Annotated in this window: 18 protein-coding genes and 1 pseudogene; 14 read left to right on the top strand and 5 right to left on the bottom strand. The window is 63.9% G+C overall.

Annotated features, from left to right (window positions below):
- Positions 1–6: 6 nt before the first annotated feature.
- Entirely contained in the window at positions 7–879 is an 873-nt protein-coding gene (locus BJA_RS18150) for an IclR family transcriptional regulator (RefSeq protein WP_011086446.1), read from the bottom strand.
- Positions 876–1,931 carry a Gfo/Idh/MocA family protein gene (locus tag BJA_RS18145; protein WP_063921442.1) on the bottom strand — a complete coding sequence of 352 codons (1,056 nt, stop codon included), beginning with the start codon at positions 1,929–1,931 and terminating at the stop codon, positions 876–878. Before BJA_RS18145 ends, BJA_RS18150 begins: the two co-directional genes overlap by 4 nt.
- 192 nt (positions 1,932–2,123) lie before the next feature.
- Between BJA_RS18145 and BJA_RS18140 the strand changes: the two genes are divergently transcribed.
- The 9 genes from BJA_RS18140 (at position 2,124) to BJA_RS18100 (ending at position 13,342) form a co-directional block, all read left to right on the top strand.
- On the top strand, positions 2,124–3,386 hold the full coding sequence (locus BJA_RS18140; RefSeq protein WP_011086444.1) for an ABC transporter substrate-binding protein: 1,263 nt from the start codon (positions 2,124–2,126) through the stop codon (positions 3,384–3,386).
- An 83-nt stretch (positions 3,387–3,469) separates the two neighbouring features.
- Positions 3,470–4,339: a branched-chain amino acid ABC transporter permease gene (locus BJA_RS18135; RefSeq protein WP_028170747.1), complete on the top strand. Its 870-nt coding sequence runs from the start codon at positions 3,470–3,472 to the stop codon at positions 4,337–4,339.
- Positions 4,336–6,867 (top strand): branched-chain amino acid ABC transporter ATP-binding protein/permease, encoded by a 2,532-nt coding sequence (locus tag BJA_RS18130; protein ID WP_236842229.1) that lies wholly within the window; start codon positions 4,336–4,338, stop codon positions 6,865–6,867. Before BJA_RS18135 ends, BJA_RS18130 begins: the two co-directional genes overlap by 4 nt.
- Positions 6,868–6,884: 17 nt before the next feature.
- On the top strand, positions 6,885–7,694 hold the full coding sequence (locus tag BJA_RS18125; RefSeq protein WP_011086441.1) for a shikimate dehydrogenase family protein: 810 nt from the start codon (positions 6,885–6,887) through the stop codon (positions 7,692–7,694).
- 5 nt (positions 7,695–7,699) lie between these two features.
- Positions 7,700–9,424, top strand: a complete 1,725-nt coding sequence (locus BJA_RS18120; RefSeq protein ID WP_038966193.1) for an FAD-dependent oxidoreductase — start codon at positions 7,700–7,702, stop codon at positions 9,422–9,424.
- Positions 9,425–9,437: 13 nt separating this feature from the next.
- A complete protein-coding gene (locus BJA_RS18115; protein ID WP_011086439.1) occupies positions 9,438–11,165 on the top strand; it encodes an FAD-dependent oxidoreductase in 1,728 nt (575 codons plus the stop codon).
- Between the two features lie 17 nt (positions 11,166–11,182).
- Positions 11,183–11,797 (top strand): NIPSNAP family protein, encoded by a 615-nt coding sequence (locus tag BJA_RS18110; protein ID WP_011086438.1) that lies wholly within the window; start codon positions 11,183–11,185, stop codon positions 11,795–11,797.
- Between the two features lie 10 nt (positions 11,798–11,807).
- Positions 11,808–12,638, top strand: coding sequence for a sugar phosphate isomerase/epimerase family protein (locus BJA_RS18105; protein WP_011086437.1), 831 nt, complete (start codon positions 11,808–11,810; stop codon positions 12,636–12,638).
- Entirely contained in the window at positions 12,635–13,342 is a 708-nt protein-coding gene (locus BJA_RS18100; protein ID WP_011086436.1) for an SDR family oxidoreductase, read from the top strand. Before BJA_RS18105 ends, BJA_RS18100 begins: the two co-directional genes overlap by 4 nt.
- Positions 13,343–13,940: 598 nt before the next feature.
- On the opposite strand, the gene BJA_RS18095 is transcribed toward BJA_RS18100, so the two are convergent.
- Positions 13,941–15,245 (bottom strand): O-antigen ligase family protein, encoded by a 1,305-nt coding sequence (locus BJA_RS18095; RefSeq protein ID WP_051000298.1) that lies wholly within the window; start codon positions 15,243–15,245, stop codon positions 13,941–13,943.
- Positions 15,246–15,781: 536 nt separating this feature from the next.
- Between BJA_RS18095 and BJA_RS18090 the strand changes: the two are divergent.
- The 3 genes and pseudogenes from BJA_RS18090 to BJA_RS18080 form a co-directional block, all read left to right on the top strand.
- A pseudogene (locus BJA_RS18090) lies at positions 15,782–15,955 on the top strand (NAD-dependent deacetylase); the annotation flags it as partial.
- 120 nt (positions 15,956–16,075) lie between these two features.
- Entirely contained in the window at positions 16,076–16,924 is an 849-nt protein-coding gene (locus BJA_RS18085; RefSeq protein ID WP_011086433.1) for an ABC transporter permease, read from the top strand.
- A 9-nt stretch (positions 16,925–16,933) separates the two neighbouring features.
- Entirely contained in the window at positions 16,934–17,716 is a 783-nt protein-coding gene (locus BJA_RS18080) for an ABC transporter ATP-binding protein (RefSeq protein ID WP_011086432.1), read from the top strand.
- Here the strand turns inward: BJA_RS18080 and BJA_RS18075 are convergent.
- On the bottom strand, positions 17,713–18,855 hold the full coding sequence (locus BJA_RS18075; protein WP_011086431.1) for a DegT/DnrJ/EryC1/StrS family aminotransferase: 1,143 nt from the start codon (positions 18,853–18,855) through the stop codon (positions 17,713–17,715). The two genes, BJA_RS18080 and BJA_RS18075, sit on opposite strands and share 4 nt — an antisense overlap.
- Entirely contained in the window at positions 18,852–19,490 is a 639-nt protein-coding gene (locus BJA_RS18070) for an acetyltransferase (protein ID WP_038966191.1), read from the bottom strand. The genes BJA_RS18075 and BJA_RS18070 overlap by 4 nt, the downstream gene beginning before the upstream one ends.
- A gap of 257 nt (positions 19,491–19,747) precedes the next feature.
- Here BJA_RS18070 and BJA_RS18065 point away from each other — a divergent pair, with 257 nt between their 5' ends.
- Both BJA_RS18065 and BJA_RS18060 read left to right on the top strand, forming a co-directional pair.
- A complete protein-coding gene (locus tag BJA_RS18065) occupies positions 19,748–21,322 on the top strand; it encodes a glycosyltransferase (RefSeq protein ID WP_162494082.1) in 1,575 nt (524 codons plus the stop codon).
- Positions 21,319–23,160 carry a glycosyltransferase family 4 protein gene (locus BJA_RS18060; RefSeq protein ID WP_011086428.1) on the top strand — a complete coding sequence of 614 codons (1,842 nt, stop codon included), beginning with the start codon at positions 21,319–21,321 and terminating at the stop codon, positions 23,158–23,160. Before BJA_RS18065 ends, BJA_RS18060 begins: the two co-directional genes overlap by 4 nt.
- The last annotated feature ends 23 nt before the right edge of the window (positions 23,161–23,183 follow it).

The raw sequence follows: 23,183 nt of genomic DNA, 5'->3' as shown, positions 1-23,183 counted from the left end.
CGCCGATCAGCTGCCAGCGCCGAAGAAGCTTTCGCCCGGCCGCGCGGCACGGCCGTAGAGACCGGGCGAGGCGAGCGTCGCCATCGACAGCTCCTGCGCCGTCTGCAGCAGCGCCGGCGCCAACTCGAGCATGCGCTCCTCGGTCAGCCGGATATGGGGACCGGCGATTACCACGGCCCCGGTCACCTCCTTGGACTTGGGATGACGGATGGGGGCCGCGGACGCGCTCATCCAGGGCGTATAGGTCTGCACGCAGATGCTGACGCCGCGCTTGCGGGACTGGCGCAGATATTTCAGCAGCGCCGGCCAACTCTCGGGCGCGCGCGGGCCATAATCCTTGCGCAGCCCATAGCCCTGCTTCTCGACCAGCGCGCGCGCGTCCTCGTCCGACAGGCACGACAGCCAGGCGTGACCGCTCGCCGAGCAGGACAGCCGTCCCACTTGGCCCATGTCCGGATCGTAGCGCAGGCCGGCGGGCGAGCCCTGCGCCTTAGCCACCCATACGAGCTCGCGACCATCGATCATGGCGAGACGTACCAGCTCGCCGCTCTCGCGCGCCAGGTGATCCAGCAGCGGCTGGGCGAAATCGGTGATGCCGCTGCCGGCGAGGAAGGTGAAGGCAAGCGAGGCGATCTTGGCGGTGAGCTGGTAGGCGCCCTGCTCGCGTTCCTGCTTGACATAGCCATGCTCGATCAGGCTCGTCAGCACGCGGTGCGTGGCACTGCGCGGAATGTGCAGCGAGTCGGCGATCTCGAATAACTGCATGCCACGGGCATTCGTCGCGAGCAGCTCGAGCACGCCGAGCGTGCGCTCCAAAAGGCCGCTGGGCGCATCGACGGGATCCGGGTTCTTCAGCATCAAGGCAGCATCCTGATTCACAATTCCATCTCCTGATCAGGCCGCACTATCTGACCGGTTTTGGCCGCTTTGTGAACTGCCATCGTGGCTCGCAGGGTCAGCATGCCGTCGCGGGCGGTAATCAGTGGCGCCTCGCTGCCACGGACCACCCGCGCCAGATGATCGATCTGCGCAAGGTAGGGATCGCCGCGTTCGACGCCAACCGAGTCGCGCGAGATCGGGGCAAACCAGCTCTTCGCCGACGAATAGTGCCAATAGTCGAGCGTCGGCAGCGCCAGCGCGCCTTCGGTGCCGCTGAGGAAATGCGTCTGCACCGCGGCCGGCTGCGGCGGATAGTTCAGGCTCTCGCCGCTGGCGAGATCCCAGCTCCAGGGGCTTGCCGCGGTGTCGCTGAGGCTCAGCGTCACCAGCGCACCACCAGCGAGCCGGAGCAGGATCGCCGCACTGTCCTCGACGTCGAAGCCTCGCACCGCGTTGGAGACGACAGCCTGCACGGAGGCGATCTCGCCGCAGAGGTGGCGCACCAGATCGATCTCGTGAATGAGGTTGATCAGCACCGGCCCGCCGCCGGGCTCTCGTCGCCATGCCACCTCGAAATAATCGGCGGGCTTATAGAAGGTCGCAAGCACGGTCGCGCTGGTCAGGCGGCCGAGCGCGCCTTCGGCGATCAAGGAACGGGCTCGCCGCGTGATCGGATTGTGCCGCCGATGGTGCCCGACCAGAACGGCCACGCCCGCGCGCTCCGAGGCAGCCGCGATCGCCGCCGCATCAGCGAGCGTGCTCGCGATCGGCTTTTCGACCAGTGCCACAATGCCGCGCTCGATGCAGGCGATCGCGAACTCGCGATGGGTCGCATTCGGCGTGGCGATGATCGCCGCATCCGGCTTCATTATACCCAGCAGATCGCGCGCATCCGCATACCAGGGCACGCCGAGGCTCTCCGCGTAAGTCTTTCCCGCTGCGGCAGGTTCGGCGATCGCCGCGAGCCTGCAGCTCTCCGATCGGCGGATCGTCTCGCAATGGGCCCGTCCGATTGCGCCGGCCCCAATCACCGCCACGGCGACCCTGCTCATTCCGCATCCTCTTTTGATTTGCGTTGCGCCCGGCGAGGCTTCTAGCACGAGCTGATCAGAATTGGAATTGGATTCCATTTTTCGATTTTTGATATTGGAATCCAATTCCAGTCATGGTAGGGCAAGCCCCAAGAGCCGCATGCACGGCCCGCCGGCAATGACCGGCGCAATGTCAGAAGGGGAGGTGAGACAATGACGGACCTGAAGAAGACACGAGCGGCAACCGGCCTGCGCATCGGCCGGCGCGGCCTGCTCTTGGGCGCAACGTCGCTCGCGGCATCGCGCCTCGGTATGCCGTATATCGGCAACGCGGCAGCCGCCGAGCCGATCAAGATCGGAATGATCTGGGCCAAGACGGGCTCGATCGTCGATCAGGCGGAATATCTCGCCCAGGGCGGCATGCTCGCATTGGAACAGCGCAACAACACGCTCCTGGGGCGGCCCGCGGAGATCGTCTGGCTCGACGAGCCCAATCCGCAGGGTGCTCAGCAGAGCGCGGAGCGCCTCGTCGGCGAGCAGAAGGTCGTCGGCATGGTCGGCGGTGCGCTCTCCTCCTTCGCGCTCGCGATCTCATCGGTCGCCAAGAAGGCCAAGATCCCTTACGTCGCGGCCAATGCCGCCACCGGCGACCTCACTGGCAAGTCCTGCAACAAGTACACCTTCCGCCTGCAGCCGCCGGTCGATGTTCATGCCCGCGTTCTCGCCCCCTACTGCGCTGCGATCGGCAAGAAGTGGTACCTCCTGACCGCGTCCTACGCTTTCGGTCAAGACATCAAGCGCGCCTTCACCGACTACATCACGGCCAATGGCGGCACCGTGGTCGGCGCCGACGAGGTGCCGGTCGGCACACCGGACTATTCGTCTTTCATCCTGAAGATTCGCGCCGCCAAGCCCGACGTCGTGATCGGCGGCATTGCTGCCAGCGACCTCACTACTTTCCTGAAGCAGTGGAACGAGCTCGGCATGAAGGGCAAGATTCCATTCGCCGAGATCTCTGTCGGCAACACCGACCTGTGGGGCGTCGGCCCCGAAGCCGCCGATGGGCTCTACACCATCACCTGGTGGTACAAGAATCCGAACAACTCGCCTGAAGAACAGGCGATGGCCGCAGCCTATGAGAAGAAATACCACAGGCCAGCGGCGGACAAGGCCTGGATGGGCTGGCTGGGCATGAAGAGCCTGCTCGATTCAATCGAGATGGCGAAGTCGACCGAGCCCGGCGCGATCGTGCGGGCGCTGGAGAACTGGAAGTATCGCCGCGGCAACCTGGATATCGGCTATCGCGACTTCGATCACCAGATGACGAGCCGCCTCCTGGTTGCCGGCATTCAGCCCAAGATATCAGACAAGTGGGACTATTTCGACGTCAAGGCCGAATTGCCGAAGACGCCGGACGACATCGCCAAGGCCTTCGGTTCGGCGGGCGACAGCGCCTGCAAGATGGACACGCTCTGAGGTTTGACCCCGGGTGAAACGCGATGACGCGGGCAAATCCGCTTGCGCCATCGCGCGGCCCAAATCCGAAAACGGATGACGCCATGCTCGACATGATCCTGTCGCAGGCCGTCAATGGCCTTGTGCTCGGCTTTCTCTACGTTCTGATCGCGATCGGCCTGTCGATCATCTTCGGCATGCTCGGCATCGTCAATTTCGCGCATGGCGCCTTCTTCGCCGTCGGCGCCTATCTCGCTTATGCCCTGGCCAAGGAGTTCGGCTGGTGGGGGGCGCTTGCCGCGCCGCTGTTGACCGGCGCGATCGGCGTCGTCGTCGAGATGGTCCTGATCCGGCACCTCTATGGCAAGGAACCGCTGCTCGGGCTGATCTTGACCTTCGCGCTCGCACTGCTGGCGGAGGCGGTGTTGCGGCTGATCTTCGGCGGCGCGCCCGTGCCCTTCGCTGCGCCGAAATTCCTGGCCGGCTTCGTCGAATACGGCCCGATCCTGATCACCAAATACAGGATGTTCGTGCTGCTCACGACCGCGCTGACGCTGGTCGCGTTCTGGGCCTTTCTCGCCTACACGCCTTACGGCCGGATCATCCGCGCCGGGTCGCGTGATCCGGAGATGGTCGGCCTACTCGGCATCAACCTGCCGATCGTCTTTAGCGGCGTGTTCGGCATGGGTTGCCTGCTCGCCGGCCTCGGCGGGCTCTTGGCGGCACCGCTCTGGACCATCACGCCGTCGATGGCGGCGGGCGCCATCATGCCGGCTTTCGTGATCGTCACCATCGGCGGCCTCGGCTCCTTCCTGGGTGCCGTCGTGGCCGGCCTCCTGGTCGGCATCACCACGGCGATGACCATCCAGTTCCAGCCGGAATGGTCGGGCGCAGCCATGTACATCCTGATGGCCGCCATTCTCCTCGTCCGCCCGCGCGGACTGTTCGGCGAACGCTGGGAGAGATTCGAGTGAAAAGTCTCGCTCTGTTGCGCCATCCGGCGTTTGTCGCCGCGCTCGTTCTCACCGCGCTCACCGCAGCCTGGGCGCTGCTCGGCGCGCCCATCTCGCTGATCACGCAGATCGCGATCTACACGCTCTATGGCGCCGGCGTGAATCTTCTCGTCGGCTACACCGGGCTCGTCCCCTTCGGCGCCTCGGTGTTCTTCGGCTGCGCGAGCTATGCGGCCGCCTTCTTCATCCTCGGCCGCTACGGCAACGATCTCGTCTCGCTGCTGCTGGCGACGGTGTTCTCCGCGCTGCTGGCGCTCGTGGTCGGCGCCATCATCCTGCGCCGCAGGGGACTGTACTTCTCGCTGTTGACGCTCGCGTTCTCGCAGATTGCCTTCGAGATCGCCTTCAAATGGACCGGCGTCACCGGCGGCGAGAACGGGCTGCAGGGCGTCTATCGCACGAGCTTTGCCGGACCGTGGTCGTTCCACGTCTTCGTGGTCGCTGTCACCGTGATCTGCATCTGGCTGATGTGGCGGATCGCCCACTCCCCGTTCGGCCGCGTTCTCCAGGCGGTGCGCGACAACGAGCAGCGGGCGAGCAGCCTCGGCTACAACGTCCATCGTTTCCGGCATGGCGCGCTGATCCTTACCGGCACCTTCGTCGGTTTCGGCGGCGGCCTGCTCACCCTTATGCTCGAGGGCGTCTATGCCAACAATCTGAGCTGGCAGCACGCCGGCGACTCCCTGCTGATGACCGTGCTCGGCGGCGTGCATCACGTGCTCGGGCCGCTATGGGGCGCCATCGCCTTCATTCTGCTGGAAGACCGCCTGTCAGCCATCACGGAGAACTGGTGGCTGGTTTTCGCACCCATCCTGATGCTGTTCGCGCTGACCTCTCCGGAAGGAATGCAGGGCCTGTGGCAGCGGCTCTTCGGCCGGCAGCGCTGGACGCTCGTGCGTCTCGACATCCCGCCCCGACCTGCCGCCATCGTTCCATTCGCAAGCAGCGCCGCCAAGGTCGACCGCGGCAAGCCGCTGCTGCAGACTATCGGCTTGAGCAAGAACTTTGGCAGCCTGGTGACGGCGAAAAGCATCGACATCGAGGTCCACAGCGGCGTGCTTCACAGCATCATCGGGCCGAACGGCGCCGGCAAGACCACGTTCTTCAACATGCTGTCCGGCGCACTGAAGCCTAGCGGCGGGCGCATTCTGTTCGACGGCAGCGACGTCACCCGGACGCCGATGCATGTTCGGGCCCGGCTCGGCATCGGGCGCTCGTTCCAGATCCTGTCGATATTCCAGAACCTGACCGTGTTTGAGAATGTCCGCGTGGCCGTGCAGGCTCAGCGCACGGGATCGGCCAAGATGCTCGCCGATGCCTATGCGATGGAGGAGGTCAACGCCAAGACCTGGTCGATCCTCGATGCCGTCGGCCTTGCCGACGTCGCGGCCGAACCATGCATCAATCTACCCCACGGCGCCAAGCGTCTCCTCGAGATCGGCATTACGCTCGCGATCGATTCCAAGCTGCTGCTGCTCGACGAGCCGCTGGCCGGGCTCGCCGAGGCCGACCGCGTCGTCGTGGCCGATCTCATCGGGAAGCTCGCGCAGACCCACGGCGTCCTCCTGATCGAGCACGACATCGATCGCGTCCTTGCGATCTCCGACCGCATCTCGGTCCTGCACCAGGGCCGGATAATCGCCGACGGCAAGCCGGCCGACGTAGCCGCCAATCCCGACGTGGTCGCGGCCTATCTCGGGGCCGCCAAGGACGGCACGCAGTCGCCGCCGTCGTCGGTCGAGCGGATGGCCCATGCGAAAGCGCCGGTACTGCTTGCGGCCAACGCCGTGTCGGCAGGCTACGGCGGCAGCACGGTCCTTGAAGCGGTTGATCTTGCGGTTCACGCCGGCGAAGCCGTCGCCCTGCTCGGCCGCAACGGCGTCGGCAAGACGACGTTGCTGCGCGGTCTCAGCGGCACGCTTGCCATAAGTAACGGCAGCATCGCGTTCGAGGACAAGCCACTCGCGCGCCTCAAGCCCTACGAAATCAACCGCCTCGGCATCTCGCTCGTTCCCGAAGGACGCCGGCTCTTCCCCAACCTCACCGTCGTCGAGAACCTGCAGCTCGCCACGCGTCCCGGCGGTATCGCCCTGGACGAGGTGTTCGAACTGTTCCCGCGCCTGCGCGAGCGTCGTGCCGCCAAGGCCGAGAGTCTGTCCGGCGGCGAGCGGCAGATGGTCGCGATCGCGCGCGCCCTCGTGGTGCCGAGCAAGCTGATCCTGCTCGACGAGCCGTTCGAGGGCCTCGCGCCGGCCGTCGTCAAGGAAGTCATGGACGCCCTCGTCAAGCTGCGCGGCAAGGTCGCCATGGTGATCGTCGAGCATCACGCCGAGACCGTGCTGCCGATCGTCGACCGCGCCTATGTGCTGGTGAACGGCCAAATTGCCTTTGCCGGCGATGCAGCGATCCTCGAACGCGACCATGACCTGCAGGCCCGCCTGCTCGGCGTGGTCCAGGCCGAAGCGGCGCAGGCCCGCGGGGCGGCCTAGCCAAGAAGAGAAGAAGAATGATCAACCTCAACCTGACCGGCGCCACGCGCCTCAACATCATCGTCGGCGACCCCATCGCCCAGGTGAAATCGCCGGCCGGCGTCACGCAGGCCTTCATCGACCGCGGCTATGACGGCATCCTGGTGCCGGTGCAGATCAACGGCGCCCGTCTCAAGACGTTCCTGGCGGCCGCGACCGATGTCCGCAATCTCGACGGCATCATCGTCACGGTCCCGCACAAATTTGCCTGCTACGAATTCTGCGCAACCTCGACCGACCGCGCCCGTCTACTCGGCTCGGTCAATATCATGCGCCGACGCCGCGAAGGCGGCTGGCATGGCGACCACGTCGACGGGCTCGGCTTTGTCGGAGCTGTACGCGCCAACGGCTACGACCCGACCGGTAAGTGCGCGCTGCTGGTCGGCGCGGGTGGCGCCGGATCGGCGATCGCCATGGCGCTGGTCGAAGCCGGCGTTCGCTCGCTGGCCATTCACGACAATGAAGCTGCCCGCCGGGACCAGCTGATCGCGAAGCTGGCCACACTCGGCAAGGCTGGGATCGGGCCAGGCTCGGCCGATCCGTCCGGCTTCGAACTCGTCGCCAACGCAACGCCGCTCGGCATGAAGGCCGGAGACCCGCTTCCGCTCGACGCATCGAAGCTCAAAGCCAGCACGTTCGTCGGCTGCGTCATCACCAGCCCGGCGGTCTCGCCGCTCGTCGAGGCGGCGCGGCGCCTCGGCTGCAAGACGTCGACGGGCACTGAAATGTACAACGCACTGCAGAGCTCGATGGTCGACTTCCTGCTCGCGCACGACGGATCGAGGTGACGGCCATGTTCAAGAACATCGAAGCGATTTCCGACGATGCCCGCTACGATCTTATCGCGATCGGCTCGGGTGCGGCCGGCATGGCGGCTGCGCTGTTCGCAGCGATCGAGGGCCGCAAGGTCCTGCTGGTCGAGCGCACCGAATATGTCGGAGGCACCAGCGCGCTTTCGGCGGCGACCACCTGGATCCCCAACTCGCACCATTCGAAGAGCGTCAATCCCGATGACAGCCGGGAGAAGGTCCGCACGTTCCTCGACGGCGTGGTCGGCAATCATTCTGCCCCGTCGATGCGCGAGGCCTTTCTCGACAGCGCGCCGGACGCGGTCGCAACGCTCGAAGCCAACAGCATCGTCAAGTTCCGCCCCTATGCGACCCATCCAGATTACGAACAGCAGTTCGAGGGCGCTACGATGCGCGGCCGCGCTCTCGAACCTGTGCCGTTCGACGGCCGCGACCTTGGCGCCGATCTCGGCAATATCCGTCCGCCGATCCCGGAGTTCACGATTTTTGGCGGCATGATGGTCGACCGCACCGATATCGGCCACCTGCTCGCCCTCAAGAAGTCCGCGCGCTCGTTTGCCCATGCCATCAAGATCCTCGCTCATTACGCCGGCGATCGGCTTAAGGGCCGACGCGGGTCCCGCCTGGTGATGGGCAATGCGCTGATCGGCCGCTTCCTGGCCTCGCTCAATGCGCGCGGCGTCGATATCCTGATCCGCACCGAGGTGCAGGATCTCGTCACCGAGAACGGCACTGTGACCGGTGCGGTGCTCAAGTCCGGCACAACGAGCCGCCGCGTAGCGGCCACGCACGGCGTCGTGCTCGCCGCCGGCGGCTTCAATCGGCATCCGCAACGCCGCGGCGAGCTGCTGCCCAAGGGCGAGACATACAGCCCTTCCGCTCCCGGGCACACCGGCACCATGCAGGACATCGCCTTGCGGCTCGGCGCGCGCCTCGGCGAAGGCAATCTCGACAATGCGTTCTGGGCGCCGGTCTCGATCCGACGGCGCGCCGACGGCAGCACCGCGAGCTTCCCCCATTTCGTCATGGACCGCAGCAAGCCGGGCACGGTTTGCGTTGATCAGACCGGCCGTCGTTTCGTCAACGAATCCGTCTCCTATCACCTGTTCGGTCGCGCGATGTTCGAGCACGACAAGCAGGTGCCCTGCATTCCCTGCTTCATCATCACCGACGCCACAGGCCTCAAGAAATACGGCCTCGGCATGGTACGGATGGGCACGCGCAACCTCGCTCCCTACCTCGCCGACAGCTATCTGACCGAGGGCGCGACCATCAGTGAACTCGCCGGCAAGATCGGCGTGCCCGCGACCAACCTCGAAGGCACGATCGCGGCGATGAACCGCTATGCCGCTGATGGCATCGATCCGGACTTCGGGCGCGGCACCACGCCCTATCACCGCGTCAACGGCGATGCGTCGATCGAACCCAACCCGACGCTCGGTCCGATTTCGACCGCGCCCTATTATGCCGTGCGTCTCTATCCCGGCGACATCGGCGCGGCCACCGGTCTCGTCGTCAACGAATGGGCACAGGTCATGCGCGCCGATGGCAGCGCGATCGCGGGACTCTATGCCTGCGGCAACGAGGCGAATTCGATCATGGGCGGCACCTATCCGGGCCCGGGCATCACCATCGGTCCGGCCATCACGTTTGCCTATCGCGCGGCGCGACATGCGCTTGGGGTGACCCAGGCGCGTCGCGCCGCGTGAACCGGAGGCTGACGTGAGAAGCGACGAACATCTCGATTGCGATCTGCTCGTGATCGGCTCGGGCGCAGGCGGCTTGGCTGCTGCGGTTACGGGCGCCTCGCTCGGTCTCGACGTCATCGTGGTCGAGAAGGAGGCTCAACTTGGCGGCACCACAGCGTGGTCCGGCGGCTGGATGTGGATCCCGCGCAATCCGCTGGCGAAAGCGGCCGGCATCGTCGAGGCCCCCGAGCAGCCCAGGCTCTATCTGCGGCATGAGCTCGCCGATGGTTACGACGCAGCCCGCATCGACATGTTCCTCGAGCAAGGCCCGCGCATGGTCGAGTTCTTCCAGCGCGAGACCCATCTTGCTTTCATCGACGGCAACCAGATCCCGGATTTTCACGGCAAGAGCCCGGGCGCGGTCACGGGCGGCCGCTCGCTCTGCGCGGCGGCGATCGATGGCCGTGAGCTCGGTCCACGCCTCCGCGATCTCAAGCCGCCGCTGGATGAAGTCGCCCCGTTCGGGATGGCCATCGCGTCGGGCGCGGATCTCCGGTACTTTCTCAACGCCCGTTCCTCGCTGGCCTCCTTCCGGCATGTCGCGCGCCGGCTCGCGCGGCATCTGGTCGACATGCTGCGCTTCGGCCGCGGCATGCATCTCGTCAACGGCAACGCGCTTGTGGCCCGGCTGTTGAAATCCGCCGACGCGCTTGGCGTTCGCATCATGCCGGCGGCGCCGGCCCGATCGCTCCTGAGCGAAGGAGCCCGCATCACGGGCGCGCGCGTCGTTCATGACGGCGCGACGCTTGAGATTCGCGCCCGCCGCGGTGTCGTGCTCGCCTGCGGCGGCTTCCCGCACGATACGGCGCGGAAGGCAGCGCTCTTTGCCCACGCTCCAAGCGGCCACGAGCATTGGTCGGCGGCGCCGGCCGGCAACACCGGCGACGGCATCCGCCTCGGAGAGAGTGTCGGCGGAGAGCTGCGGACGGATCTCTCCGACCCGGGAGCCTGGGCGCCGGTCTCACTGGTCCCGCATCGCGACGGCTCGGTTGGCCACTTTCCGCATCTGATCGAGCGCGCCAAGCCGGGGCTGATCATGGTGCGCAGCGACGGCACGCGCTTTGCCAACGAGGCCAATTCCTATCACGACGTGATGAAGGCGCTGTTCGCCGCCACGCCCGCGAGCGCGCCCGCCGAGGCCTGGGCGATCTGCGACGCAAAATTCCTCAAGCGCTACGGCCTTGGCCGCGTCCGCCCGCCGCCCTTCCCAATCACGCCATGGATTCGCAACGGCTACCTGAAACGAGGCGCGAGCATCGAGGCGCTGGCGCGCGCCTGCGACATCTCCGCCGAAGGGCTCAAGGCGACGATCGGGCACTACAACCGATTTGCCGCGCACGGCGAGGATCCCGCCTTCGGACGCGGTGACACGCCCTATAATCGCGTGCAGGGGGATACGGCTCATCTGCCGAACCCCTGCGTCGCGCCGGTCGATGCCGGCCCGTTCTATGCGGTGAAGATCGTCGCCGGCAGCCTCGGCACCTTCGCAGGTCTCAACACCGACGAACATGCCCGCGTGCTTGATGCGCAGGAGCGGCCCATCGACGGCCTCTACGCCGTCGGAAACGACATGTCGAGCATCATGGCCGGCCGCTATCCGTCCGGCGGCATCACGCTCGGTCCAGCCATGACCTTCGGCTACATCGCCGCGCACCACGCTGGCGGAATTCCGCTCAAGAACAACCGGTCGGCCGCCGCCTGACCGCAAGGAGAAGAAATATGCTCTATGAGATCGCAACGCTGACGGTGAAGCTCGGTACCGCCGCCAAGGCCGTGGCCGGGATCGGCGATTATGTCGGGGCGCCGGAGGCCAAGGGCACGCTGCTCGGCTGCTGGGCAAACGAGATCGGCGAGCTCAACCAGCTCCTGGTGCTGCGCTCGTTTGGCGATCACGAGGCATACCGCGGCGAGCGCGAGCGCGCGCTCCGCACCGCCAATCCCTTCAATGCCGGCGAGGCCATCGCGCAGATGAGCTTCGACACCTATGTGCCGTTTCCATTCCTGCCGCCGGTCGTGCCGGGCAAGTACGGAAGCGTCTACGAGATCCGCACCTATCGCCTCAAGCATGGCGGCGTTCCTCCCACGATCGCCGCGTGGGAAGCCGCGATGCCCGAGCGCGGCAAGCTGTCGCCGCTCTCGATTGCGATGTATGCGCTGGACGGGCCGCCGCGCTTCACCCATATCTGGCCCTTCGCGAGCCTCGATGCCCGCGCCGCTGTGCGCGCGGAATCCGTCGCCAGGGGCGTGTGGCCGCCGAAGGGCGGGCCGGATTGGCTGACCGGCGAGATGCGCTCGATCATCGCGCTGCCGACCGCCATCTCTCCGCTGGCGTGAGGCGATCGCCATGACGCACATCTATTCGCTCGCCTATCTCACCTCGGCGCCGATGGCGCCTCCGGACGCGCTGGTCCTGGCCGAAAAGCTCGGCTACCAGGCGATAGGGGTCCGCATCGCGCCCGCCGCCCCCGGCGGCGACTTCTCGCCGCTCGCCACGGATCCCGCCCTGTTGCGCGAAACCATCCGGTGCATCGAGGACACCGGCGTGCCGGTGTTCGACGTCGAAATCGCACGGCTTGGCGCGGATTTCAAAGCGGACCACTTCGCAGCCTTCCTCGAAACCGCGGGCAGGCTGAAGGCGCGCGCGATCCTCGTCGCCGGTGACGATCCGGACGAAGCCCGACTGACGGAGTCATTCGCCGCATTCTGTCGCGCCGCGGCACCCTACGACCTCACCGCGGATATCGAATTCATGCCGTGGACCGCGGTGAAGAACGCCAGGGCCGCCCTTCGTATCGTGACCAACGCCGGCGAGCCGAACGGCCGCGTGCTGGTCGACGCGCTGCATGCCGCGCGCTCGGCTACCACCCTTGACGATATCGTAGGCCTGCCGCGGGAATTGCTGAGCTACGCCCAGCTCTGTGACGCGCCCGCAGGGATCCCCGCCAGCAACGACGAACTGATCCACACGGCACGGTGCGCCCGGCTTCTCCCGGGCGACGGCGGCATCGATCTCGCCGGGGTCGTCCGCGCCTTGCCGGACGACCTTCCGCTGAGCCTCGAGATTCCGAACGATGAGTGGCTGCCCAAGCTCGGCGCCGAGGAATGGGGACGACGCGCGCTGGCGGCGGCACGCAGCATCGTCGCGCGCGCCGCAGATAGACGAGCGACGACATGAGCGGCCTCGATCTCTCCGGGCGCATCGCCGTCATTTCCGGCGGCTGCGGCGGCATCGGCCAGGCCGTTCGCGAGCGGCTTGCCGCCTCGGGCGCGAAAGTCGTCGTCTGGGACGTCGCAGATGGCGCCGACCAGCGGATCGATCTCACCGACGAGGCCGCCGTCAATGACGTGATGACGGGCCACCTCGCGCGCTTCGGCCGCATCGACATCCTCGTCAATGCCGCGGGAATCACGGGCCCTACGGTCAACATCGAGCAGTACAGCCTTGCTGAATGGCGGCGCGTGCTCGATGTGAACCTCACCAGCACGTTCCTCTGCTGCAAGGCGGCCGTCGCACCGATGCGACGGAAGAACGCCGGACGCATCGTCAACCTGGCCTCGATCGCCGGCAAGGAAGGCAATGCCGGCATGACCGGCTATTCCGCTGCCAAGGCGGGCGTGATCGCGCTGACGAAATCTCTCGGCAAGGAGCTGGCCGGCACCGATATCCGGGTCAACGCCATCGCACCCGCCGTGATCGCCACCGATCTCGTCAAGCAGATGTCGGACGAAGCCTATCGAAACGTGCTGGCAAAGATACCGCTCGGACGTGCGGGACGACCGGACGAGGTAGCGGCGCTGGTCACCTGGCTCGCCTCCGACGAATGCTCATTTTCGACTGGCGCGGTTTTCGACCTGTCTGGTGGGCGAGCGACGTACTGAGCCACCTGCCGAAGTTCCCTCTCGAACTCATCGCCATTTGATGAGGGGCAAGCTGTCACAGCTTGGCAAGCCGGTGAAATAATTACGCGCGGCAAACCGCGTCTGTCGACGTGTGAAATCGTGTAAAATCATAGATTGGTGCACAAAATCGTGGCCCCTGGTAGTCGGGGAGCGACTCGCCCCCCGACATCAGCATTTTTCATTATTACGCCCTGACCAGCAGCCCCTGCCCCACCCAGCGACCCAACACTGGCCTGCTCACCATGCCGGCGAACAAGATCCGCTTCTCGGTCGAAGCCACCTGCACTGCTGGCTTGCGTCGAAGCTCGACTGCTCAAACTCGCTATCACTAGATTTTTCTTGATCTCCCGGTGCACACGTCGTGCACACGCCGCCTTCTAACCGACTGAAAGACTTGAACATTGACTTGATTCTCTGTCGCTTCGCTCATTGACAATCGCGTGACGCCGTCCGAGGAAGGGCCGCATACGTCGCCCGCTGCCATTTCGCGGCAGCTGCAGATCTCGCATGCCGAGGGCCCCATCGGCGCACGTGACTTGATATCGAGCGAAAAGTCGCGATCCGAGGCGAGATCTCATCATCTGCCGTCTGCTACTGTTCGTGGGTGCGTGGCAATCACGTGTACCTCGCCATCCCGACCCTCTTTAGTGAGGACGCCAGCACCCAAGCCCACGCCTAGGACGTACATCCATCCCTCTTGAAAGTCGAACAAGTGGGAATTGAGCAGTGAGCTGAAGATATTCTGTGTAACAACAAGAAACCCGAGCCAGCTTGCAAAGCCCCTCCCACGAAAGAGGAGCAGGTGACAAATCCAGGTTGCATATAGCACGGCAATGCCCAGCACGCCCCACTGAACCGCCATGTTCAGCGTTTGATTGTGAGGATTGCGCGTCACTTCGGCCTCCAGGCCCATTTTTCCCTGTGCCTTCTGGCTAAACAAAATCTCCGTGGATCCGGTACCGTGCCCAATGATCGGCGCTGCCGCAAAGAACGTCAGTGATTCCTGCCAGTAGTAGAGGCGCTGCCCTGTCGAGCGCGGGACATTCTCAAGATAAAGCTGATATTCACGCGAAACATCCGCGATTCTTGTTCGCAAGAACGATGGGGTTGTCCATAAGGCCGCGGCGGCCGTAAGGGCGGCAAGCAGCAGCGTCATCGATTGTCGGCGGGTTAGAAATTTAAGTGCGAGAACGCCCAACATAGCAGGGATATAGATTAGCGCTGTGCGAGCCGAGACGACAAAAATCATATTGGTGAAGAAGGCGGCTATCAAGGTCACAAGCCCGCCGAATATGGCGATCCGCCCTTGTTTGAATAACTCCATCGCGAGCGGCGCCGCTGCGATCATGCAAAGCGCAAATTCCTGACTTTGGTCGATGTAGTTCTTGACTGGTACGCCGGCATTCTTTGACGCCTCAAGTCTGATCGACGGCTCGACATACGACATCCACGAAAGCGCCATCAACAGAGAACAGGAGATGAAGAAAGCAGCAAGTGCCCAAGTCGCCCGTTGCGATCGCTCGAAATGGTAGGCGATCAAAGGCACGGCGATAAACTTGGCGGTCGATTTGATGGTGTAGAGCGCCGTCAGCCAGGGTGCTTCGCTCCAAGCGGTGCCGGCGAGGGCAAGCACGAATATCAGCAGTGGAAACATGCAGTGAGGGCGACGCAAGTGCAGCAGGATCGCAACGCCATCCTCTCGCAATGAGACCCCCAAGATCCCGGTCAGCCAGATGAGCAAGATGATCTGGAAGCCTGTGGTCGACCAAGGCAGCATCGTAAAAGTTGCCGTTCCGAGGAGATCATTGGTAAATTGCGTGCGGACTGGATATGACCACCAGCTCGACTGCGAGTTTGTCGACGTTGTTTCAAGTGTATCCATTGGGCCCACAGGGTCGAGCGTATTCAGGTGCTTTGCCGCAGAAGTCACCATTTGTCTTCAGGATCTAGCGCGCGCCATCTCGCATGTACTGTATCGGTTTATGGGCATATACGACGCGGGTCGGGCTGCTGGCAACGATGGAGCGCTCGCGCGATCTGATCGAAAGGTCATAGCCATCGCCAACAGGGGGCGAGCTCAAGTCTGCAGCTGGCCAGCGTATGCCAAGGCTGCCACCGGCCATGCACCAACGTTCACTGCCGACCATTGAGGATCGTTTATTTGCCAGGAACAGGACGTGCCCTCTCACTAGCTTGGTTACCAAGGCGCACTGTTTCCCGATGAGGCCAGACAGTCAGATCACGATAATCAGACCGCTCCGCCCGGTGCCTTGTGCCGCGCTGAGTGCGGCCGATACCGTCGGGCCTCGACTTTAGAAACATCGGGTGCCACGTGGCCCCGTCCGTCAATCGGCTTGCAAAATTCGCAAGCCGATTGACAGCGAAAACGCAGCGCGCCGCATTTCAGGCGAGTGCATGAACGCCGATTGGCTCGACCTTGACGCCCTAGACGCGCCCGACGGCGATGCCGATCTCGAGGCCGCGGACTTCTCGTCATTCAACGTGCCGTCCTGCTCGTCCTGCGACGGCATCCTCAAGCCCGACGTCGAGTTCTTCAGCCGACAGGTTACCGTAGCGGCCGCTGCCGATCACCGGCACCACGGCCTTGCCATCGGCCATAGCCGGGGTCTACTGCCGTTCCTCTCGAAAGCTTTGATTTGGCCGCATGAACCTGCTTAATCGCGGCCGCGCATCATTTTGGAGATATCGGGCATGGCCCGCGGCACCATCCAGGGGGCACTGCGAAGCGGTTCGGTCGTGCGAAGCACCGATCGCTCCGCCTTGGCCGCCGCGCGCGCTGATATCGTATGCGGGCTGTTACTCTGGCGGCTGTGGGGCCGTCTCGGCTGGAACGACATCCGGCAACGCTATCAGCGTTCGATCTTGGGGCCGCTCTGGCTCACGGTCAGCATGGGCATCCTGATCGGCTCCCTGGGTCTGCTCTATGCCAGGTTGTTCCAGCAGCCCGTCGAGGAGTTCCTGCCCTATTGCGGCATCGGGCTTCTGATCTGGGGCTTCATGTCGAGCTATTTGACGGAGAGTGGTACGCTGTTTTCGGGGGCCGAAGCCTATATCAAGCAAATCAGCCTGCCGTTCTCGCTGTATGTCTACCGGGCAAGCTGGGCCAAGCTCATCATGCTGGCCCACAATTTCATCATATATTTCGGCATCATCCTGTATTTTCGTATCTGGCCGGGCGCAGCTGCGCTTCTGGCGATACCCGCGCTCTGCATCGTCGCCTTCAACGGGATGGCCATCAGCCTGACGATCGGGATGATTTCGGCGCGCTTTCGCGATATCCCACAAGTGATCAACTCCGTCGTGCAGATCCTGTTCTTCGTGACGCCCTTAATGTGGAAGCCCGATGCGGTGAAGATTCCGGCCTATGTGACGGAATTGAATCCGGTCTATCACCTGCTGCAAATCGTTCGCGCGCCGCTGCTCGGGGAGGTTCCGACAGCCTCCAACTACGCGGCGGTCGGACTGGTCACGCTGATCAACGTTGCCTTGTCGGGACTGTTGTTCTCCCGTTATCGGGCGCGGATCGCGTATTGGGTTTAAGGGACAGCAATGCTTGACGGCCTTCGGGGCAAGCCGCTCGTGACGCTGGAGAAGGTCAGCGTGTCCTTCCCGATCTACCAGGGTGGATCTCGTTCGCTGAAGAAGCACCTGCTGTTCCACGGAACCGGAGGGCAGCTCGCCAGCGATGCGAACGAGCGGATCGTCGTCGAGGCGTTGAGAGACGTCTCCCTGTCGATCGCCGCAGGCGAACGCATTGCGCTCGTCGGCGCCAACGGCGCCGGCAAGACCACCCTGTTACGCGTGATGGCCGGCGTCTATGAGCCGACGCTGGGGATCGCGACGTCGTGCGGTCGCATATCGCCGATCTTCGATATCGCTGTCGGAATCGACGGCGATCTGAGCGGCTACGATAACATCCGCCTGCGCGGCATGCTGCTGGGGCTGAGTGCCGGCGAGATCGAATCCTATATCCCCGATATCGCCGATTTCACCGAGCTCGGAGACTATCTGGACGTTCCCGTGCGAACCTATTCCTCGGGCATGATGACGCGCCTGACCTTCGCCGTCGCCACCTGCTTCTCGCCCGAAATCCTCCTGATGGATGAGTGGATTATGGCGGGAGATGCGAGCTTTCTCGCGAAGGCGCAACGCCGGATCGAATCCTTTGTCGAGCGTGCCAACATCCTGGTGCTGGCCTCCCACAATCTCGACATCTGCCGGAAATGGTGCACCAAAGCCGTGTGGATGGAGCGGGGCCGTATTCGAGCGGCGGGTGAGATCGACGCTGTGCTGCAAGAGATGCAGCTCGACCTTGCGCGGCAGTCCTCCTAGGCTGAACGACGGGTTTCCTGGTCGATCGCCATTTGAAGCGCGCGACAGACGTGGTCGACCGCCTGCTCCGGCATGTTGGTGTGGAAGGGGAGAGCCAGCGTGCTGGCGGCGACCCGCTCGGTCACAGGAAACTGGCCGCGTTGGTAGCCGTAACGCTCGGCGAAGTACGGCTGAAGATGGATCGGCGGGAAATAATTTCGCGTCGGAATCCCGCGTTCCGCAAGCCGCGACGCGATATTGTCGCGCGACAGGCGAGCATCCAACCGCACGATGTACACGAACCAACTCATCCGCGTGGTGTTCGCAGCCGCACTGAGTGGCTTGACGCTCACGATGCGCGCCAGGCGATCGTTGTAAGCCGCTGCCACCGCAGCTCGCCGGTCCAAGAGGTCGTCGAGGCGCGAGATCTGCGAGAGACCCAGCGCGGCACTGAGTTCATTGAGGCGGTAGTTGAACCCCAACTGATGATGTTGCAGCCATTCGTCGCCGGCGCGTCCGTGATTGCGCAAGGCTCGCAGCTCGCGATCCCATTGCGGATCGTCGGTGGTTACGATGCCGCCCTCGCCGGTGGTCATCTGCTTGTTGGGATAGAAAGCGAAGACGGATGCGCGCCCAAACGCGCCGACCTTGCGGCCGTCGAACTCCGCGCCGATCGCTTCGCAGGCGTCTTCAATCACGGCAAGCCCGCGCCGGTCGGCGGTGCGGCAGATCTGGTCCATGCGCGCGGGACGGCCGAAGACATGAATCGGAAGGATTGCGACCGTCCGGTCGTTCACCGCCGCGTCGATCGCATCCGCATCGATATTGAAACTGTCTTCGTCGATGTCGACAAACACCGGCGTTCCGTGCTCGTAGAGGATGCAATTGGCTGAGGCGACGAAGCTGAAGGGTGACGTGACGACTTCCGAGCCCTCCTTCACGCCGGCAAGCCGCATGCACAGGTGCAGGCCAGCCGTGCCGCTGGCGACCGCGACGGCATATCGCGTGCCAACATAGTCGCGTACGCGCTTCTCGAACTCTTCGATATAGGCTCCGATGCTGAGCCGGCCGCTTCGCAGCACCTGTGCGACGAGATCGATATCGCCCTCGGTGATATCGGGCTGCGACATCGGCGTGCTGATAATGCCTTTCTCATTCATCGCACTCTCCGTGCTGGCACTCCGACGACCGTCGCATGATCGGCGACATCCTCAGTTACGACTGCGCCGGCCCCGATGACGCACCAATTTCCGATGCTCACTCCCGGCAGGACGCGGCTGCCCAGCCCGAGAAGACTTCCCTCGCCGATTTTCACCTCGCCGCCCAGATAGCACCCCGGCGCCACATGAGCGTGATCGCCGATCTCGCAATCATGCTCGACAATCGCACCTGTGTTGATGATGACGTTCTGCCCGATTTTTGCATACGCATTGACGATGGCACCGGCGAACGCGACGATGCCGGCCTTCAACTCCGCCCAGGTGCTCACCGTCGCACAGGGGTGAACGATCGTGATCGCCTTTGCGTTTCGCGACGTCTCGCGCTGCATGATGTCGCGCCGAGCGCGATTAGCTCCGATCGCCGGGATGAGGCCATCGATATTGTGATCACGCCAGGCCGAAATCGGCCCCAGCACGGGAAGTCCCATGATCGAACGACCCGATAGCGACGGATTGTCGTCCAGGAATCCGACGATCTTATGCCCCGCAAGCGATAGAGCGGCGTCTGCAACCACCTTTCCGTGCCCGCCGGCGCCTACGCAAGCGATCCTAGGTACCGCGCCATTTGCGTTCAAATTTTCACTTGCTCCCCGGAGTCGGGCCGGAGCTGTACCCGAGCCAGTTGGAAACTTTTGGATGAATATTGTAGTGCTGAGTAATGGAAAATGACACAGTTGGCAACATGCCGCTTGTTCGCACGACGACTCTTGGTTCCGCTCGGCAAGCCGTCGAGATCGCGCATGGCCCGTCGGTCAAAGGCACGATGCCGGCTCCGACGACGAGGCAGCTCCGCGTCTGTCACATCGCGGCGACGACTGAAGGCGCGGCATGGGTGTTTGAGCAGGTGCGGGATCTCAGGGATCGTTTCGGGTACGACGTCAGCGTCATCTTGAACGGAACCAGCGGGGCGCTCGTCGACCGCTTCAATGCTGCCGGTATTCGCGTCCTTGCGAGCGATTTCCAGTTTCTCGGCGGTGGCGATTTGTTCGCACTGCCCAAGCGGATCCTGGACCTAGGGCGTATTCTGGAGCGCGAGCGCTTCGACATCATCCAGACGCACCTGTTCCATTCCATGGTGATCGGTCGCATCGCGGCCTGGCTCGCCGATGTCCCGGTACGCTTGTCGATGATCGCAGGCCCATTCCATCTCGAGGCTTATACGCCGAGCTGGATCGATGGCTCGACGCAGTGGATGGATACCGCGCTCATCCCGTCCTGCGAGTTCAGCCGTTCACTGTATCTGTCAATGGGCGTGCGCAAGCAGCGCCTCGAGGTCATCTATTACGGGCCGGACGAGACCAGGTTCGAGCCGTCGCGTGAGGTTGCCGCGGATTTGCGCGCCGAGCATGGCTGGGCAGCAGATACGCCGCTGATCGGGATGGTCGCTTATTTTTATCCCGAACTCGGCGTCAACCGATGGACGCCGCCGGCCGCGCAGGGGCGCCCGGTCAAGAGCCACGTCGACCTTATCAGGGCAATGCCTGCGGTGCTCGCCGACTTTCCCAATGCCAAACTGTTGTTGGTCGGGTCGGGCTGGGAGGAAGGCGGCCGGCAATATATGGCCAAGATGCAGGCTTTGGTCGCCGAACTCGGTCTTTCCGATAGCGTCGTCTTCACCGGCTACCGCACGGACATTCCCGCCGTGCTCAAATCGCTCGATGTCGCCGTTCAGGCCTCGGTTAGCGAAAACCTCGGAGGTTCGATCGAGGGCCTCTTGATGGAATGTCCGATGGTCGCGACGCGAGTTGGCGGCCTCGTCGATAGTGTCATCGACGGCCATACCGGCGTGTTGGTCGGCCCAGCCGATCCGGCCGAGCTTGCAAGGGGCATTCTCGAACTATTGCGCGACCCCTCGCGCGCAAGGGAGTTCGGTCGTCACGGCCGGGCGCGCATGCTCGAGAGGTTTACGCTGCGAACGACGGTGGAGGACGAGCACCGGCTTTATCAGCGGCTGTATGCACGGGCACCGGCCGGCTACCGCTCCGTTCGCCGCGCATTTCGGTTGTTTTGTGGGGCCCTCGTCGGTGGTTACCTGGCGTTCCGCTATACGGTGTTCGACAGCAATCTGCTGCCAGCCTGGGATGCCGGTTGGCGGCCGTGGCACTTCCTCGCGTTGCGCCGGTTGATGCTGCGCCTGATCAACGCGGTGCTGCGATCCAGGACTGCATCTGCTCCTGCGCCTTACGCGGCCGCACCCGCGAACGAGCAGTTCATCTCTGTGACGATCGAGCCTCCAGCGCCGATTGCTCCGCGACTGAGGCTTGCCGGGCGGATGATGCTCTACCGCTTCTATGCATTCGTCGGTCGACAAAAGCTCGGCTGGGGTCTTCGCAGGCGTCTGCGTGCCAAGTTCCGTCGCCTGCTCGGCTCTGCTGCCGAGCCAGACAGCGAGGCGCGGGACCGATGACCATGCGAACAATCAATCGCGCATCTGGCGGTGGAGACAAGGTCGGGTCGTTGAGAGTCTGTCACCTCGTCTCGGCGACCAACGGCGCTCGCTGGGCCGTGGAGCAGTTGTCGTGGCTGCGAGACCGTTATGGACATGATGTCACGGCGGTCGTGGGCGGTTCGAACGGCTCCTTGATCGACATGCTGAAGGAAGCCGGTATCCGGGTTCACGCCGAGGAGGGCTTCGGCGCCTATGATAGCGTCGCTTCGGTTCTGCGGCTGCCGGCGGCGGTCTGGCGGCTTGCATGGTGGCTGCGCCGGGAACGCTTCGATGTCGTGCAGTCGCATCTGCTGTTTGCGATGATTGCGACGCGGTTCGCGGCCTGGTTTGCCGACGTCCCGGTGCGGCTTGCGATGTATGCCTCGCCTTTCCATCTCGAAGTGCCCCGGACGTTCTGGATGGACCGATTGACGTGGTGGACGGAGACGCGTCTCATCGCATCATGCAAGTACACCGACGACATCCTCGCCCGTCTCGGTGTCGCCTCGGCGCGCCGCGCGGTGATCTACTACGGCGCGGACAACGATCAGTACGATCCGGACAAAACCCCGGCCGTCGACCTGCGGGCGGAGTATGGCTGGCCATCGTCGACCAAGATCGTCGTGAAGGTCGCCTATTTCTATGCGAAAATGTCGGATAACGACTGGGTGCCCGCCGTCCTACGCGGAAAGAACCCGAAGGGTTTTGTCGACCTCGTTCGGGCCACGCCGGCTATTCTTGCCAAGCATCCGGAAACCAAGGTCGTGCTCGTGGGCAATGGCTGGGGGGAGCCTGGGACCGCCTACATGGAGGAGGTGCGGCACCTGGTGCAGGATCTCGGTCTTTCCGAGAGCATCATCTTTACCGGCTTTCGTCGCGACACGGCCGGAATCCTTCGCGGCGCCGATGTGGCGGTTCAGGCCTCACTCTATGAGAACGTGGGCGGGGTGATCGAATCCCTCATGGTAGAATGCCCGACAGTTGCAACTGCGGTCTGCGGCATGGTCGATTGCGTGATCGACGGCGAGACGGGCATTCTCGTGCGTCCCTCCGACCCTGCGGACCTGGCGCGCGGTATCAACGACATGCTGTGTGACCGGCCGCGCGCTCGCGCGCTTGCCGCGAACGGTGGCCTTCTTGCCCGGGAGCGCTTCAGCCTGGCGCGCACATGCGCCGATCTCGATCAATTGTACCGGTCGGAACGATCGGTCCTACGCCGTCGCTTCTACAATCCGCTGGTGAGCCTTGCACGCTGTGCGATCGGCGTCCCGATCCTTGCCTGGTTCGTACTACGCGTCGCGCACAGGGATTTTTACATGACCTCGCACTGGCCGACGCATCGCAACCGCCTGAAGAGCATTCTCGATACGACCTTCAGCTTCGATACGTATTGGCGGTCAATCGCGAACCAGCTTCCGTACGGGCCTCCTCCCGGGACGTTGCTGCCGCTGCGAATCCGATGGGCCAATCGTCGCGTGACCGCTGGCTTGCACCTTGCGCGCTGGCACATCGAATTGCCGATGCATCTGCGAATGTACCGGCAACGGCTGACCTCATGGGTCAGAAGTCATCTTTCGACTCTCAGAGGTCAACTTGTCACCGCTGGCCTGCACGCGTCGCGTCGATGGGTCGAAGCGCCGATGTATTTGCGCATGTATCGCCAGCAGACGGTGTCCTGGCTCGGCAAACATTCCCCCGGTTGGGGCTTGATGCGGAAGCTTGCGGAACTGCGGCGCGGGTTGCAGCCGAATGGACCCGGACAAGCGGCGCTGCAGCAGACACCGATTGAGCCGCCCGTTTGCGACAGTGCCGAGTGAGGTTGATGCCGTGACTTCCGTGC

The sequence above is a fragment of the Bradyrhizobium diazoefficiens USDA 110 genome (genome assembly GCF_000011365.1).
Lineage (GTDB): Bacteria > Pseudomonadota > Alphaproteobacteria > Rhizobiales > Xanthobacteraceae > Bradyrhizobium > Bradyrhizobium diazoefficiens.
Note: the sequence above shows the minus strand (reverse complement) of the source record. Positions and strands in the feature narration are given on the sequence as shown.

Bases quoted from the DNA above. Each gene is read 5' to 3' on its own strand.
- BJA_RS18135 (WP_028170747.1), top strand. From the start codon at position 3,470: ATGCTCGACATGATCCTGTCGCAGGCCGTCAATGGCCTTGTGCTCGGC.
- BJA_RS18060 (WP_011086428.1), top strand. From the start codon at position 21,319: ATGACCATGCGAACAATCAATCGCGCATCTGGCGGTGGAGACAAGGTC.
- BJA_RS18145 (WP_063921442.1), bottom strand. From the start codon at position 1,931: ATGAGCAGGGTCGCCGTGGCGGTGATTGGGGCCGGCGCAATCGGACGG.
- BJA_RS18095 (WP_051000298.1), bottom strand. From the start codon at position 15,245: ATGGATACACTTGAAACAACGTCGACAAACTCGCAGTCGAGCTGGTGG.
- BJA_RS18085 (WP_011086433.1), top strand. From the start codon at position 16,076: ATGGCCCGCGGCACCATCCAGGGGGCACTGCGAAGCGGTTCGGTCGTG.
- BJA_RS18140 (WP_011086444.1), top strand. From the start codon at position 2,124: ATGACGGACCTGAAGAAGACACGAGCGGCAACCGGCCTGCGCATCGGC.
- BJA_RS18100 (WP_011086436.1), top strand. From the start codon at position 12,635: ATGAGCGGCCTCGATCTCTCCGGGCGCATCGCCGTCATTTCCGGCGGC.
- BJA_RS18120 (WP_038966193.1), top strand. From the start codon at position 7,700: ATGTTCAAGAACATCGAAGCGATTTCCGACGATGCCCGCTACGATCTT.
- BJA_RS18105 (WP_011086437.1), top strand. From the start codon at position 11,808: ATGACGCACATCTATTCGCTCGCCTATCTCACCTCGGCGCCGATGGCG.
- BJA_RS18125 (WP_011086441.1), top strand. From the start codon at position 6,885: ATGATCAACCTCAACCTGACCGGCGCCACGCGCCTCAACATCATCGTC.
- BJA_RS18080 (WP_011086432.1), top strand. From the start codon at position 16,934: ATGCTTGACGGCCTTCGGGGCAAGCCGCTCGTGACGCTGGAGAAGGTC.
- BJA_RS18075 (WP_011086431.1), bottom strand. From the start codon at position 18,855: ATGAATGAGAAAGGCATTATCAGCACGCCGATGTCGCAGCCCGATATC.
- BJA_RS18110 (WP_011086438.1), top strand. From the start codon at position 11,183: ATGCTCTATGAGATCGCAACGCTGACGGTGAAGCTCGGTACCGCCGCC.